This window comes from Marinobacter sp. (assembly GCF_033722195.1).
Lineage (GTDB): Bacteria > Pseudomonadota > Gammaproteobacteria > Pseudomonadales > Oleiphilaceae > Marinobacter.
In genome coordinates this window covers 1-15480 of record NZ_JAWVZL010000024.1, presented here as the reverse complement: position 1 = coordinate 15480, position 15480 = coordinate 1, and the positions used below count along the sequence as shown (strand labels likewise).

The window sequence follows — 15480 nt, the reverse complement described above, 5'->3', positions numbered from 1 at the left end:
TGCCCATAAAAAAAGGCCGGATTTTCCGGCCTTTTCTTTGAGGGCTTCAGCCTTACTTCTGGCTGGCCTTCTGAAGCATACGCTTGGCGCGCTCGTTTGCTTCGTCAGCTGCTTTCTGGGCAGCTTTGGCAGCAGCGAGAGCCTGCTGTGCAGTCTGCTCAGCGCTACGTGCTGTAGACTGGGCGTCGTTAGCAGTGCTCAGAGCCTGGTTAGCGGTCTGTTCTGCATTGTTGGCAGACATGGTCGCTTCGTCAATGGCGCCCTGATCGGTGGTGGCACAACCGGCAGTCAGTGCGGTGGCCAGTGCAAACCCTGCGATAGTCAACTTACGCATTTCAAATCCCCTTATTGGTCGTTGTACTTCCTGTGATGTTGAATCTTGCAAATGCCAACATCCTGTCAACTTGGCTTCGGCAGGCACGTGCTGCCGAATACGTTAATCAGTGTAAAACACTCTGAAAGAAAATGTTAACTGCTGATACGTAAAACTTCTTAGGAGGTTACGCAAAGTTAAGATGGATGGACCATCGGCTGACCGGGATGGCCTCTTCGGCCATTTCAGGGCAGGATCTGGATGGGGGTGCCGTCGCGGACCAGTTGCCAGATCTCGTCCATCTCGGCGTTACTGACCGCGATGCAGCCATCGGTCCAGTCCAGGCCGACATAGGCGAAGGCCATATCGCCGGCGTCGTTGGGCAGGCCGTGGATCATGATGCTGCCACCCGGGTCCTGGCCCCAGGCCTGGGCCATGCTGCGATCATGATCGTTGGGGTAGGAAATGTGGATCGACTTGTAGAAATCGCTGTTGGGGTTGCGCCAGTCCAGCACATAGTCGCCCTCGGGGGTCCGTTCGTCGCCCTCGAAGAGCTTGTGGCCGGTGGGGTTGTCGCCCAGGGAAATGCGATAGCTGCGCACCACGGTCTCATCCGCCATCAGGTAAAGACGGCGCTCCTCTTTGCGCACCAGTACCTGATCGACATGGGGCATGACGTCCATGGCGCGGCCGTCCAGCTCAGACGCAGTGACCACGGCCGGCAGCATGGCCGTCAGCAGGGTTGTGACCAGGAGTGCCAGGGTGGCAAATGCGGCTCGAACGGGATGATGCAGTGACATGACTTACCAATGGTTAATATTGCAACAGGCCCGTTTATAGCACAGCGGGAGCGGTTCGCGAATGTGGCCTGTGTAACAGAGTTTAACTTTTGTTGCCGCCGGCGGACTTTTCTTCCATTTTCAGGCCCACCTTGGTGACCTTGTCGGCCTCCGTGGCCCTGGCGACGAGGGTGACCGGCCCCAGCACCACCCGGTCGCCCACCACCGGGTGGCCCTTGGTACGCCGGGCAAAGCACTCGGCCAGGGACAGGTCCGGCGGCAGCTCGTCAAACTCGATACCGTAGACCTGCTCCACATCCCCCAGCAGGGCGTCGCCGTTGAGCACGAAGTCACCGAAGAAAGTGCGCTCCGACAGGTGTCTGGGGGCCTGCCGGCCGGTCAGGGATTTGCCCAGTAGCGGCAGCACGGCCGGTGTGGCGAACACCGCCACCACGTCGCCGGCGCCCACTTCCAGGTCCGGCCTGGGTTCGTGGCAGGTGCGATTGCGGAACACCCCGGCGATGGCGGTGTTCTCCGGCAGGCTGAGCCGCCCCAGCGGCCGCAATTCCTGCCACTGGTCTCCCCGCAGCGGGAACAGCATCAGCTCGTGATCGCCGGCGGCCGCCACATCCAGCGGCAGGCGCCGGTAGGGCTCGCTGCTGGCGGGTACTTCCAGCTTCAGCTTGCGGGCCAGGGGCGCCAGCGACATGCCCTGGACCAGCAGCGACACCAGTACGATGAAGAACGCGTAGTGGAAGATCTCGCGGGCTTCCGGCAGGCCGGCCATGACCGGAAACAGCGCCAGCACGATGGGCACCGCCCCCCGCAACCCGACCCAGCTGATGAAGGCCAGTTCGCGGCGGTTGAAGCCGAAGGGCCAGAGCGTAGTGACCACCGCCAACGGCCGGGCCACGAAGATCAGTACCAGCGCCAGCACCAGGCCGGGGCCCAGCAGGGGCATCAACTCACTGGGATTCACCAGCAGCCCCAGCATCAGGAACAGCCCCAGCTGCGCCAGCCAGGCCAGGCCGTCATGGACCTGCAGGATCATCGGCATCATCCGGACATGACGGTTGCCCACCACCACGCCGGCCAGGTAGATGGCCAGAAAACCGCTGCCCCCCAGTTCGTTGGTGCCGGCAAACACGATCATGCCAGCGGCCACCACCAGCAGCGGATAGAGCGAGGGCGTCAGGCGGATGCGGTTGGCCAGCTCCACGATGGCCAGGCCGCCAACCACGCCCATCACACTGCCAATGCCAAACTGCATCACCAGCATCCACAGGCTGCGCCAGACGGACCCGGCGCCCTGGCTCTCAATCAGCATCAGCAGCATCAGGGTCAGGAAGATGGCCATGGGGTCGTTGCTGCCGGACTCGATCTCCAGGGTGGCGCTGACCCGCTCGTTCAGATGCAGGCCGTGGCCCTGGAGCAGTGAGAAGACCGCGGCAGCGTCGGTGGAGGAGATGATGGCGCCGATCAGCAGCGCCGTCAGCCAGTGCACGCCGAACAGGTAGTAGGCCGTGAGCCCTGCCAGGAAGGCGGTGATCAGGACGCCGGCGGTGGCCAGAACCAACGCCGGCCGCAAGCCCACCCGGAAGGTTTCGGCGCGGGTGCGCATACCGCCGTCCAGCAGGATCACCGCCAGTGCCAGGTTGCCAATCAGGAAGGCCAGTTCGAAATCGTCGAAGGGGATGCCGCCGGCGCCGTCCTCCCCCATCATCATGCCCACCACCAGAAAAATCAGCAGCACCGGCATGCCCAGGCGGCTGGACAGCGGGCTGAGCATGATGCTCATGACCAGCATCAGGGCGCCGAGAAGGATGACAGTGGTGGGCATGGAGACTCCGGAACCGTGTTATCACCATGATAACACCCGGATTCGCACGGTTGGGGGTCACTGCCGGTGATCCCTTAAAAAAACCGCGGGGGCCGGCTTGTGGCAAACCCGGCGGGCCCCTATAGTGGGCACGAGCGGATGTGCGGGTGTAGCTCAATGGCAGAGCAGAAGCTTCCCAAGCTTACGACGAGGGTTCGATTCCCTTCACCCGCTCCATGTCTCTCCCCCTTTCCCGCAACTCCCGGGCCCGCTCCGGCGGCGCCAGCAGCATCTGCAGTTTCTGACCCCAGCGCAGATCCGGCCGTTTCAGGTCGGCGATCAGGCTTTTCCATTCGTGAAAACTGAGCACCAGCGGATTGTGGCTGTCGATGCGCTCCGGAATGCCGTAGTCCGGCGCCCGGGTCTCCTCCACAAAGGTGCCGAACAGCCGGTCCCAGATGATCAGGATGCCGCCGTAGTTGCGGTCAATGTACTCGCCGTTGCGGCCGTGATGGGCCCGATGGTGGGAGGGCGTGTTGAAGACCCACTCCAGCGGGCCCAGCTTGGCCACCAGCTGGGTATGGATGAAAAACTGGTAGGCCAGGCTGATGGCGACGGCGAAGACCACGGTCTCCGGCGGAAAACCGATGATCACGATGGGCAGCCAGAACAGCCACATGCCGGTGAGCGGGTAGGTCACGCTCTGGCGGAAGGCGGTGGACAGGTTCAAACGCTCGGAGGAATGGTGCACCACGTGGGAGCACCAGAACAGCCGGATGCGGTGATGGGCGCGATGAAACCAGTAATAGAAGAAATCCTGGATCACGAACAGCAGCGCCAGGGTCCAGGCGTTGAACGGGATATCGAACAGCCGGACGTCGAAAAAGGCGTTGTAGACAAGGATGGTGCCCAGCGCCGCCAGCACGTCACTGGCCTGGTACAGCCCCGCCAGGGTCATGTTGCTGAAGGTATCGGCCCAGGTGTAGCGGGCCGAAGCCGGGCCGCCGCCGCGCTGCAGCTGCCAGAACTCCGCCGCCATGGCCAGCAGGAAAGCCGGCGCCAGGGCCAGAGTCACCAGGTGCGGGTCGAAACCCAGCCAGTCGGTCAGTGGGGTCGGGGGCATTGCTCAGACTCCGGGATGATCACGTCGGATAGCCAGTATGCCAGCCTGCAGCGCTGTCGCCGTTGGCCGATTGCGACGTTCCCGCTGGCGAATTCCGTCAGTGCAGTTTCAGCCTGGGCTGCATCGCCCGGCTGACCCGGTCCATGAGCCAGATCACGCCGGTGCGCACGACACCGTGCAACGCCACCTGGTGCATGCGGTAGAGCGACAGATAGAACAGCCTGGCCACCTTGCCCTCGATGAGCATGCTGCGCCCGGACAGATTGCCCATCAGGTTGCCCACGGTGGTGTAGCGGCTGAAGTTGATCAATGAGCCGTAATCCCGGTACACGAAGGGCACCGGCGGCTTGCCCTGGAGCCGGTTGACCAGGGTCTGGAACAGGGTGTCGGCCTGCTGGTGGGCGGCTTGGGCCCGGGGCGGCACCGGCCGGTCGGAATCCGGCTGGGGGCAGGCGGCGCAGTCGCCGAACGCGAAAATATCGGGGTCGTTGCTGGTCTGCAGGGTCTGGCGTACCACCAGCTGATTGGAGCGGTTGGTTGCCAGGCCCGGCAGCGTTGCCAGGAACGCCGGTGCCTTGATGCCGGCGGCCCAGATGGTCATCTCCGAGCCCAGGGTGGTGCCGTCTTTCAGTACCACCTCGTTCTCGCCGACTTCGCTGACCGGCTGGCCGGTCACCACCGCCACATCGAGCCGCCCCAGCTCCCGGGTGGCGGCGGCGGACAGGCGCTCCGGCAGCGCCGGCAGAATCCGGGGCGCGGCTTCCACGATACTGATCTTCACATCCGCCGGTTTGAGGTTGTTCATGCCGTAGACCGGCAGCTCCCGGGACGCCAGCCTCAGCTCCGCCGCCAGCTCCACGCCGGTGGCGCCGGCGCCGATGATGTTGATGCGCAGCTGGTGGCCGTGGTTGCTGCTGACCTGGTAGTTGGTGCGCAGGAAGGCGTTGAGTAGCAGGTTGTGAAAGCGCTGGGCCTGGGCCAGGCTGTCCAGGAACAGGCAGTTGTCCTTGGCGCCGGGGGTGCCGAAGTCGTTGGCGGTGCTGCCCACCGCCATCACCAGGGTGTCGTAGGCAATGTGCCGTTCCGGCACTACTTCCTGACCGTCATCGCCCCTGATGGCCGCCAGCCTGACGGTCTGGTGCTCACGGTCGAGACCATCCATGCGGCCGAGCTGGAACTCGTAATGGTGCTTGCGGGCGTGGGCGCGGAAATTGATCTCATTGGCGTTGGCATCCAGGGAGCCGGCCGCCACCTCGTGCAGCAGTGGCTTCCAGACATGGGTAAGCACGGCGTCTACCAGGGTGATCCGGGCTTTGCCCTTACGGCCCAGTTTCTTGCCCAGGCGGGTGACCAGTTCCAGGCCGCCGGCACCGCCGCCGACAACCACGATGTGGTGTTTTGATTCCATGGGTAGGTCCCTGCGAAATGAAGACAGCCATGGGTTCTGGGCGACGGCTCAGAAACCATGGCTTTCGTCACTGGCGCGGGGCAGCAGCAGGCGGGAAAAGTGCGCGCGGAGCGTTCGGTGCCGACTGCTGAACTGGCGACGCCCATCCTAGCGTGAGCGCGGCGGCGGAACAATGCGACCCCGGTAGGAGACGGCCCGGCATGGCTGGACAGGAAGCTCGGGCGGCTGTTAAAACAAAACCAGTATCCGAGACCATGAGTTCAAGCCAAGAGGAGACAACCCGTGAAACTGCGAGTGAAGGGCATTGAGGACAACCAGCCGATTCCGGAGAAGTTCGCCTTCGGAGTCTACAGTGAGGAAGACCACATGAATTTCGGCCCCAACCGCAATCCGGAGCTGGAATGGTCCGGTGAGCCGGAGGGCACCCGGAGCTTCGTGGTCATGATGTTCGACCCGGACGTGCCCAGCGAGGCGGACGACGTCAACCAGGAGGGCAAGACGGTGTCGAAAGACCTGCCCCGGGTGGACTTCTTCCACTGGCTGCTGGTGGATGTGCCCGCCGATGTGCACCAGATTCCCGAGGGCGCCGACAGCGACGGGGTGATTCCCAAGGGCAAGCCCACCGGTGCCGGCCCGGTGGGTATTCGCGGCGTCAACAACTACACCCAGTTCCTCGCCGGCAACCCGGACATGGCCGGTACCTATGCCGGCCACGACGGCCCCTGCCCGCCCTGGAACGACGAGATCATCCACCGCTACCACTACGAGGTTCACGCCCTGGATGTGGACACCCTGGGGCTGAGTGGCGAATTCGACGGCAACGACGTGCGGGCGGCCATGGAAGGCCACGTGCTGGCCAGTGCCCGGGTGACCGGGACCTATACCCTCAACCCGGATCTGCGGCGCGACTGACCGGACGCGGCAGGGTAAAAGGCCGGCAGGGAGGCTGCCGGCCCTTCCGCCTCAGTGGTGCAGGCGCCTCAGTGGTGCAGGATCTGCTTGAGGAACTGCTGGGTGCGGGCTTCGCGGGGGTTCTGGAAGAACTCCTGGGGGGGCGCCACTTCAACGATCTCGCCGCCGTCCATGAAGATCACGCGGTCCGCGACGGTCTTGGCGAAGCCCATCTCGTGGGTCACGCAGATCATGGTCATGCCGCTGCCCGCCAGCTCGATCATGACGTCCAGCACTTCCTTGATCATTTCCGGGTCCAGCGCCGAGGTGGGCTCGTCGAACAGCATCACCTTGGGCTTCATGCACAGCGCCCGGGCAATGGCCACCCGCTGCTGCTGACCGCCGGATAGCTGGCCCGGGTACTTGTTGGCCTGCTCCGGAATCTTGACCCGCTCCAGGTACTCCATGGCGGTGGCCTCGGCCTCCTTGCGCGGTACCTTGCGGACCCAGAGCGGCGCCAGGCAGCAGTTCTCCAGCACCGTCAGGTGGGGAAACAGGTTGAAGTGCTGGAACACCATGCCCACTTCCCGCCGCACATTGTCGATCTGGCGCAGGTCATCGGTGAGCTCCACATTGTCGACGATGATCTTGCCCCGCTGGTGTTCCTCCAGCCGGTTGATGCAGCGGATGAAGGTGGACTTGCCCGAGCCCGAGGGCCCGCAGATGACGATACGTTCGCCGGTGGCCACATTCAGGTTGAGGCCCTTGAGGACGTGGAACTTGCCGTACCACTTGTGCATGTCCTCCACCCGGATGATGTTCTCGGGCGCCTGCTTGTCTTGCTTTTGGGTCTGTTCAGTCATGATGGATTTCCGTCAGGTACGGTGGCCGGTGTCGAGTTTGCGTTCCAGGTTCTGGCTGTAGCGGGACATGCCAAAACAGAAGATCCAGAAACAGAAGGCCACGAACACGTAACCCTCGGTGGTGACGTTCTGCCAGGCAGGGTCGGTCACCGTTGACTGCACGGTGCCAAGGATGTCGAACAGCCCGATGATCAGCACCAGGGTGGTGTCCTTGAACAGCGCAATGAAGGTGTTGACGATGCCCGGTATCACCATGGTCAGCGCCTGGGGCAGGATGATCAGCCCCATCTTGCGCCAGTAGCCCAGTCCCAGCGCGGCGGCGGCCTCGTACTGGCCCCGGGGAATGGCCTGCAGCCCGCCCCGGACAACCTCCGCCATGTAGGCGGACTGCCACAGGGTGATGCCGATCAGCGCCCGCAGCAGCTTCTCGAAGTTCATGCCCTCTGGCAGGAACAGCGGCAACATCACCGAGGCCATGAACAGTACGGTGATCAGTGGCACCGCCCGCCAGACCTCGATAAACACCACGCAGATACCGCGGATGATGGGCATCTCCGAGCGCCGGCCCAGGGCCAGGATGGTTCCCAGCGGCAGGGCCGCCAGGATGCCCACGTAGGCGATGATCAGGGTCAGCATCAGGCCGCCCCATTTGGTGCTCTCCACCGGTTCCAGTCCGAACCAGCCGCCCGGGATCAGGATCAGGCCGATCAGCGGCAGGCCGGTGATACCGAAAATGCCCAGGTACTTGCGGCCCGGAAAGCCCTCGAAGAACTGGGGCAGGAAAGACGCCGCCAGCAGGGCGAACATGATGTCGATCCGCCATTGCAGGGGGTCCGGGTAGAAGCCGTAGATGAAGAAGTTCAGCCGCTGGCTGATGAACAGCCAGCAGGCACCGGCGCCGGCACAGTCGGCGGAGGTTTCACCGGTGAAGGTGGCATCCAGCAGCAGCCATTCCAGCAGCGGCATGATGCTGGTGACCACCAGGTAGCCGATCACCAGTGTCAGCAAAGCGTTATACCAGGTGGAGAACAGGTGCTTGCGGCACCAGCCCCACGCACCGATCTCCGATTTGGGAGGCAATTCCGAAGGACTGGTCATCAGCGCTCCTGCAAGGCGACAGAACGGTTATAGATGTTCATCAGCGCCGAGATGCTCAGGCTGATGGTGAGGAACACCGCCATGGTCATGGCCACCACTTCAACGGCCTGACCGGTCTGGTTCAGGGTGGTGCCCATGAAGACGCCCACCAGGTCCGGGTAACCGATGGCGGTGGCCAGTGACGAGTTCTTGGTCAGGTTCAGGTACTGGCTGGTGAGCGGTGGCACGATCACCCGCATGGCCTGGGGGATCACCACCAGCCGCATGGTCATGCCGGAGCGCAGGCCCAGGGCCTGGGCCGCCTCGGTCTGGCCCTTGCTGACCGCAAGGATGCCGGATCGCACGATCTCGGCGATGAAGCTGGCGGTGTAGAGCGACAGCGCCACCCACAGGGCGGCCAGTTCCGGAATGATGGTGATGCCGCCGCCAAAGTTGAAGCCCCTCAGTTCAGGGATTTCCCAGCTCAGCGGACCGCCGGTGGCGAAATACGCCAGTGCCGGCAGCAGGATCAGGATAGCCAGGTTGACCCGGAAGGTGGGGAACAGCTGGCCGGTCTTGATCTGGCGCTTGCGGGCCCAGCGGGTGATGACGACGGCGGCTACGATGGCGATCACCGCCGCTGCGATGACCCAGCCGAAGCCGGGCTGGCTGAGGGGCTCCGGTATATAGAGGCCGCGGTTGTTGAGGAACACGGTGCCGCCCAGCTCCACGCTCTGGCGGGGTGCCGGCAGGTTGCGCAGAACGGCGAAATACCAGAAGAAAATCTGCAGCAGCAGCGGCAGGTTGCGCAGGGTCTCGACGTAGACCAGGGCCAGCTTGGCCACCAGCCAGTTGCTCGACAGACGCGCAACGCCGATCAGGAAACCCAGGATGGTGGCGGCCACAATGCCCATGGCGGACACCAGCAGGGTATTGAGCAGGCCCACCAGGAAGGTGCGGCCGTAAGTCATGGTGGCGTCGTAGGGAATCAGGCTCATGATGATGCCGAATCCCGCCGACTCATCCAGGAAGCCGAAACCGGTGCTGATGCCGCGGCTTTCCATGTTGGCGAGGGTATTCTGGAACAGGGTCCAGCCGGCCCAGCCCACTGCGAACAGCGCAATCACCTGGAAAACCAGCGATCGGACCTTGGGGTCGTTCCATGGACGGCGCTGGGCGTGCGCCGGTGTGGTTTTGACTTGGTTCATCGGGTACCCCGAAATGCATCCCGTGCCAGGGAATCAACAGAAGAACGCCCCGGCCGCCCATGGCGACCGGGACGCGGGATCATCACACGGGGGTTAGCGTACCGGCGGCGCGTACATGATTCCACCGTTGGTCCACAGAGCGTTGAGGCCACGCTCCAGGTCCAGCGGGGTGCCGGGGCCGACATTGCGGTTGTACATTTCGCCGTAGTTGCCTACGTCCTCGACAATCTGGTAGCCGTAGTCAGCCGGCAGGCCCAGTTTCTCGCCCATGTCGCCGTCAGTGCCCAGCAGGCGCTGGATTTCGGGATTGGTGGACTTCTTCATGTCCGCCAGGTTTTCCTGGGTGATGCCCAGTTCCTCGGCGTTGATCTGGGTGAACAGGGTCCATTTGACGATGTTGAACCACTGGTCGTCGCCCTGACGCACCACCGGGCCCAAAGGCTCCTTGGAAATGGTGTTGGGCAGAATGACGGTGCTTTCCGGATCCTCCAACTTGCTGCGCAGGGCCGCCAGCTGTGAACGGTCGGAAGTCAGCACGTCGCAACGGCCGGAGGCGAAGCCCTGAACGGTCTGCTCGGAGGTGTTGAAGACGATGGGCTTGAAGTCCATGCCCTGGGTACGGAAATAGTCCGCCAGGTTGAGTTCGGTGGTGGTGCCGGCCTGGATACAGACGGTGGCGCCGCCCAGCTGCTTGGCGTCGTCCACGCCGATATTCTTGTTCACCAGGAAGCCCTGGCCATCGTAATAGTTGGTGCCGGTGAAGTTCAGACCCAGGGAGGCGTCACGGGTCAGGGTCCAGGTGGTGTTGCGGGCCAGCACGTCGATCTCACCGGACTGCAGCGCGGTAAAACGCTCCTTGGCGGTCAGCGGGGTGAACTGTACCTTGCTGCCGTCACCGAAAATGGCGGCGGCAACCGCGCGGCAGGTGTCCACGTCCAGGCCGGTCCAGTTGCCCTTGTCGTCAGGCTGGGAAAAGCCCGGCAGGCCGGTGGTCACGCCGCACTGCAGGTGGCCCCGCTGCTTGACGGTTTCCAGAGTGGTGGCCGCACTTGCGGCACCGGCGAAGAGGGTGCCGGTGATGGTGGCTGCGGTCGCGAACGAGAGTAGCTTTTTCATTATCTTGGGTCTCCGAGTATCGGTTGGGTGCGTAGCACCTTGCGTTCCGAGCAAGGCCTAAGCCAAGCCATTCAAGCCCCTGATTATTGTAAAAATAATTTGACGCGGGTGGTTACCGGCGGGCATCGGGATGCCACCGGAACGGTCACAGGCACCACGGCGGTGCGTTTCCCTTCCGCCGCTGTCCTGTCGCCTGAACGGCACCTCGGTACCACAGTAAAACCACCACACGTCAGGGACCTGAAGCTAAGAGTAGTCCACAATGTAAAGAAAGGTGAACGTTTCGACTAAGGTCTCTGTCCCAAAGTGGTAATCGGATTCTTTGTACGGTGATGCGGCCGCGACGATCGTGTGAACATTCGGCGCGATCCTGTGCCGGGCGGCGCACGTAACAGCAGCATCGAAAGCAAAAAAATAACCGCGCCTGTGTAACTCTGGCGCTCCTCGGGTGTCCGGCAGGGAGCAATACCAATGAATCGTCAGCATGGAATCACGTCATGAACAGCAAGAAGTTGATCATCCTTGGCCTTATCGCCGCCGGTGTGGCGCTTTTCGTGGGTCTCGACGGCCACCAGCTGCTCACCCTGGAAAACCTGCAACGCCACCAGGCCGAGATTGACCGCTGGATTGCCGCCAATACCCTCACCGCACTTGTGGGCTTTGTGCTGGTGTATATCCTGGTGACCGCGCTGTCGCTGCCGGGGGCCACCATCATGACCCTGGCGGCAGGCGCTTTCTTCGGCAACCTTCACGGTCTGCTGGCAGCGTCGGTGGCTTCCACCATTGGCGCCTCGCTGGCGTTCCTGGCGGCCCGGTTCCTGCTGCGGGATACCCTGCGCCGGCGCTACAGCGAAACCGTCAAGCGCATGGACCGGGGCATCGAGAAAGACGGCGCCTTTTACCTGGCCACCCTGCGCCTGGTGCCAGTATTTCCCTTCTTCCTGATCAACCTGGCCATGGGGCTCACCGGCATGAAGCTGGTCACCTATGCCCTGGTGAGCTGGGTGGCGATGCTGCCGGGCACCTTTGTCTACGTCAACGCCGGCACCCAGCTGGCCCAGATCGACACCCTGGGGGATGTGGTCTCCGCCGACGTGCTGCTGGCCTTCGCCCTGCTGGGCCTGTTCCCGCTGATCGCCAAGGTGGTGGTGGGGCTGATCCGCCGGCGCCGGCTCTACCGCAAGTTCCAGAAACCCGCCCATTTCGATTACAACCTCTTGGTCATTGGAGGCGGCTCCGCAGGCCTTGTGTCCGCCTACATCGCGGCGGCGGTCAAAGCCAAGGTGGCGCTGATCGAGCGCCACAAAATGGGCGGCGACTGCCTGAATACCGGGTGTGTGCCTTCCAAGGCCCTGATCCAGAGCGCCAAGGTGGCCGACAGCCTGCGCCACGCCGACCGTTATGGCCTGGAGGCGGTGCCGGTGAAAGGCTCCTTCCGCAAGATCATGGACCGGGTCAAGCGGGTGATTGCCGAGGTGGAGCCCCACGACTCACCGGAGCGGTACCGCAAGCTGGGGGTGGACTGCATCTTTGGCGAGGCCCGCTTCGTATCTCCCTGGGAGCTGGAAGTGGTGCAGGGCGACGGCAAGCGCCAGCGCCTGACGGCCCGCAGTATCATCATTGCCTCCGGCGGCCGGCCGGCGTTGCCGCCGATCCCGGGCCTGAAGGACATGGCGCCGCTGACCTCCGACAATCTCTGGGAGCTGGAGGAGCAGCCGGAGCGGCTACTGGTGCTGGGTGGCGGCCCCATCGGCTCCGAGCTGAGCCAGGCTTTCCGGCGCCTGGGCAGCCAGGTGACCCAGGTGGAAATGGGTGACCGCCTGCTGGCCAAGGAGGACCCGGATGTGTCCGAGCGGGTGCTGGAGCAGTTCCGGGCCGAGGGCATCCAGGTGCATCTGAACCACAAGGCGGTGGAGTTTGTGGAAGAGAAGGGTGAGCGGATTGCGGTCTGCGAGCACGAAGGCGAACAGGTCCGGATCCCCTTCGACCGGGTGCTGGTGGCATTGGGACGGGCGGCCAATACCGCCTCCCTCAACCTGGAGGCCCTGGATATCAAGCCGGAACGCAACGGTACCCTGCCCACCGGCGAGGACATGAGCGTGGTCTATCCCAACATTTTTGCCTGCGGCGATGTCGCCGGACCCTACCAGTTCACCCACGCGGCGGCGCACCAGGCATGGTATGCCGCGGTGAACGGCCTGTTCGGTGACTTCAAGCGCTTCCGGGTGGATTACCGGGTGCTGCCCTGGGTCACCTTCACCCAGCCGGAGGTGGCCCGGGTCGGGCTGAGCGAGACCGAAGCCCGCGAACAGGGCATCAATGTGGAAGTCACCCGTTACGATCTGGGGGACCTGGACCGGGCTATCGCCGAGAGTCGCGCCACCGGCTTTATCAAGGTGCTTACCAAGCCCGGCAAGGACAAGATCCTGGGTGCCGTGGTGGTCGGGCCCCAGGGCGGCGAGATCCTGGCGGAGTTCACCCTGGCGATGAAACACGGCCTCGGCCTGAACAAGATCCTGGGTACGGTGCACCCCTACCCGACCTGGAACGAGGCCGCCAAGTACGCCGCCGGCGAATGGAAGCGGGCCAACGCGCCCCAGGGCGTGCTGGGCCTGCTGGAGAAGCTGCATGGCTGGCGCCGGGGCAAGGCCGGCGGCGCGGCGCTTGGGCGTGCCTCCAGCGAAACCTGAGCCGGCTCCGGCCGGCGTCATTCAACGATTAACGGATGCAGAGCATGAACGCCAAGCGACTCATCATCCTGGCCTGCGCACTGACCTGGCTGCTGACAGCGGGCGCCACCCGGGCCGGCGATTTCGATCACCAGCATGCGGCCTGGAACCGCCTGCTGCAGGAGCACGTGGTGTGGATTCGGGGCGGCGTCGCCTCGGAAGTGGACTACGCCGGCTTCAAGCGTAACCAAACCGCCCTGGAGGACTATCTGGGCAGCCTGTCCGCGGTGTCGGAGGACCAGTACCAGGCGTGGAGCGATGATCGCCGGCTGGCGTTTCTGATCAACGCCTACAACGCCTTCACGGTGGAGCTGATCCTCACCGAATACCCGGACCTGGCGTCCATCAAGGAGCTTGGTGGCCTGCTGAGTTCCCCCTGGGGCCGGGAATTCGTCCAGCTGCGGGGCGGGCAGCGCAGCCTCGACGACATCGAGCATGAAATGATCCGGGTGGAGTTTGCCGAGCCCAGGATCCATTTTGCCGTCAACTGTGCGTCGGTGGGTTGCCCCGCCCTGGTCGATACTGCGTATACAGGAGACAGTCTGGACGCCCAGCTGACCCGGGCGGAAGATCGTTTCATGGCGGACAGCGAGCGCAATCGCTACAACGCCGCCGCCCGGCAGTTTGAGGTGTCCCGCATCTTTGACTGGTACGGTGAAGACTGGAGCGCTGACACCGGCTACCCGGACGGTGTGCGTGGGTTCCTGATGGGCCACCTGGAGAGGCTGAGCACCGGGCCGGTGCCGCAACGGCTGGTGGCGATCGGAGCCGATATCGAATTTCTGGATTATGACTGGGCGCTGAACGACGTCCGGGATGCAACAAGGTAACGAGGACACTATGGCTTTTGATGTGATCAACGACACCGTCGCCACCCAGGCACGGGCGGATAAAGGCCGCACCAGCCGCCGCATTCCCGTCACCGAGGTCATCACGCCGCGGGCCGTGGACAGCTGGACCCACACCCGTGCCGGCGACCCGCGCGGCTACATCGACGCGGACCGGCTGAAGGAACTCTGGATCCACACCGGCACCGCCTGCAACCTGGCCTGCCCGTTCTGCCTGGAAGGCTCCCATCCCGGTGATGGCCGCATCCCGGGTATGAAGCTCTCCGACGTCAAACCCTTTATTCACGAGGCCCTGGACATGGGGGTGGAGCAGTTCTCCTTCACCGGCGGCGAGCCCTTCGTGATCCGGGATTTCGTCAACATCCTCAATTACGCCAGCCAGCACCAGCCCTGCTTCGTGCTCACCAACGCCACCGACCCGCTGCTGAAACGCAAGCGCCAGGTGCTGCCGTTGCTGGACAACCCCTACCCGATCCACTTCCGGGTCAGCCTGGACTACCCGGACGCGGCCCGCCACGACAAGGATCGCGGCGAGGGCAGTTTCGCCAAGGCACTGGAGGGCATCCGCTGGCTCCACGACCAGGGCTTCAGGGTGTCCATTGCCCGCCAGACCGACGAGGGTGAAGTGGCCTCCGAGGTGGAAGACCGCTTCCGGGCCATCTTCCGGGACTGGGGCATTCCCGAGACCCTGGCCTTCACCGCCTTCCCGGACCTGGGAACCCCCGGGTCGGAGGACGGCAGCCCGGAGATCACCGAAACCTGCATGGAGAAGTACCCCACGAAGGAAAGCCGGGCCCATTTCATGTGCACCTATACCCGCATGCTGGTGAAAAAGGGCGACAAGGTAAGGGTTTACGCCTGCACCTTGGTGGACGACGACCCGGAATACGACCTGGGGGGCACCCTGAAAGAAAGCATGGACGAGCGCATCATGCTGCGGCATCACCGTTGCTTTTCCTGTTACCGGTTCGGGGCCAGTTGTTCTGCTCCGGTCTGAGTGGGTTTGCTTTGGGACTGATGGTTGGGGGGTGGCAGAGGATGTAGGGGACCTTTCTGAAATACGCCCGTAAATACATCCATGTAGGGCTCGGGCGTGGCCATCCATGGCCACTCACGATTTCAGAAAGGTCCCCTACACCCTCTGCTTCAGATTCTGTGCCATTCGCCATTCATCGTTCGGCGGCCACAGGGTCGTAGTTTTCAATTTCGAGCTATTACAGAAGATTGGCGTGGTAGTGGGGTGGGTCCCTCCGGAAACACGCCTGTAAATACGTCCCTGTACGGCTCGGGGGGGGGGGGGGGGGGG

At 63.6% G+C, this 15480-nt stretch carries 13 protein-coding genes and 1 tRNA gene; 5 read left to right on the top strand and 9 right to left on the bottom strand.

What is annotated here, in order from left to right; genetic code table 11:
- Positions 1 to 52: 52 nt before the first annotated feature.
- The 3 genes from R3280_RS06735 to R3280_RS06725 form a co-directional block, all read right to left on the bottom strand.
- A complete protein-coding gene (locus tag R3280_RS06735) occupies positions 53 to 334 on the bottom strand; it encodes an Lpp/OprI family alanine-zipper lipoprotein (protein WP_318997820.1) in 282 nt (93 codons plus the stop codon).
- Positions 335 to 558: 224 nt separating this feature from the next.
- A complete protein-coding gene (locus R3280_RS06730; protein ID WP_413468747.1) occupies positions 559 to 1113 on the bottom strand; it encodes a L,D-transpeptidase family protein in 555 nt (184 codons plus the stop codon).
- Between the two features lie 82 nt (positions 1114 to 1195).
- Entirely contained in the window at positions 1196 to 2932 is a 1737-nt protein-coding gene (locus R3280_RS06725; protein ID WP_318997819.1) for a potassium/proton antiporter, read from the bottom strand.
- A 142-nt stretch (positions 2933 to 3074) separates the two neighbouring features.
- Here R3280_RS06725 and R3280_RS06720 point away from each other — a divergent pair.
- Positions 3075 to 3148 (top strand) — tRNA-Gly (locus R3280_RS06720).
- On the opposite strand, the gene R3280_RS06715 is transcribed toward R3280_RS06720, so the two are convergent.
- Positions 3114 to 4034 carry a sterol desaturase family protein gene (locus tag R3280_RS06715; RefSeq protein WP_318997818.1) on the bottom strand — a complete coding sequence of 307 codons (921 nt, stop codon included), beginning with the start codon at positions 4032 to 4034 and terminating at the stop codon, positions 3114 to 3116. The two genes, R3280_RS06720 and R3280_RS06715, sit on opposite strands and share 35 nt — an antisense overlap.
- Before the next feature lie 97 nt (positions 4035 to 4131).
- Positions 4132 to 5442, bottom strand: coding sequence for an NAD(P)/FAD-dependent oxidoreductase (locus R3280_RS06710; RefSeq protein ID WP_318997817.1), 1311 nt, complete (start codon positions 5440 to 5442; stop codon positions 4132 to 4134).
- Between the two features lie 282 nt (positions 5443 to 5724).
- Here R3280_RS06710 and R3280_RS06705 point away from each other — a divergent pair, with 282 nt between their 5' ends.
- A complete protein-coding gene (locus tag R3280_RS06705; RefSeq protein WP_318997816.1) occupies positions 5725 to 6354 on the top strand; it encodes a YbhB/YbcL family Raf kinase inhibitor-like protein in 630 nt (209 codons plus the stop codon).
- A 68-nt stretch (positions 6355 to 6422) separates the two neighbouring features.
- On the opposite strand, the gene R3280_RS06700 is transcribed toward R3280_RS06705, so the two are convergent.
- From R3280_RS06700 to R3280_RS06685, 4 genes are all read right to left on the bottom strand, one after another.
- On the bottom strand, positions 6423 to 7196 hold the full coding sequence (locus R3280_RS06700; protein WP_318997815.1) for an amino acid ABC transporter ATP-binding protein: 774 nt from the start codon (positions 7194 to 7196) through the stop codon (positions 6423 to 6425).
- Between the two features lie 12 nt (positions 7197 to 7208).
- Positions 7209 to 8294, bottom strand: a complete 1086-nt coding sequence (locus R3280_RS06695) for an amino acid ABC transporter permease (protein WP_318997814.1) — start codon at positions 8292 to 8294, stop codon at positions 7209 to 7211.
- Positions 8294 to 9481 carry an amino acid ABC transporter permease gene (locus R3280_RS06690; protein ID WP_318997813.1) on the bottom strand — a complete coding sequence of 396 codons (1188 nt, stop codon included), beginning with the start codon at positions 9479 to 9481 and terminating at the stop codon, positions 8294 to 8296. Before R3280_RS06690 ends, R3280_RS06695 begins: the two co-directional genes overlap by 1 nt.
- Positions 9482 to 9574: 93 nt before the next feature.
- Positions 9575 to 10597 (bottom strand): amino acid ABC transporter substrate-binding protein, encoded by a 1023-nt coding sequence (locus R3280_RS06685; RefSeq protein ID WP_318997812.1) that lies wholly within the window; start codon positions 10595 to 10597, stop codon positions 9575 to 9577.
- 497 nt (positions 10598 to 11094) lie between these two features.
- Here R3280_RS06685 and R3280_RS06680 point away from each other — a divergent pair, with 497 nt between their 5' ends.
- From R3280_RS06680 to R3280_RS06670, 3 genes are read left to right on the top strand one after another with little or no spacing between them, the layout of a single operon-like run.
- Positions 11095 to 13287 (top strand): FAD-dependent oxidoreductase, encoded by a 2193-nt coding sequence (locus tag R3280_RS06680; RefSeq protein WP_318997811.1) that lies wholly within the window; start codon positions 11095 to 11097, stop codon positions 13285 to 13287.
- Positions 13288 to 13331: 44 nt separating this feature from the next.
- A complete protein-coding gene (locus R3280_RS06675) occupies positions 13332 to 14156 on the top strand; it encodes a DUF547 domain-containing protein (protein WP_318997810.1) in 825 nt (274 codons plus the stop codon).
- Between the two features lie 10 nt (positions 14157 to 14166).
- Complete coding sequence (locus R3280_RS06670) at positions 14167 to 15171, top strand: radical SAM protein (RefSeq protein WP_318997809.1); 1005 nt, start codon at positions 14167 to 14169, stop codon at positions 15169 to 15171.
- Positions 15172 to 15480 lie beyond the last annotated feature (309 nt).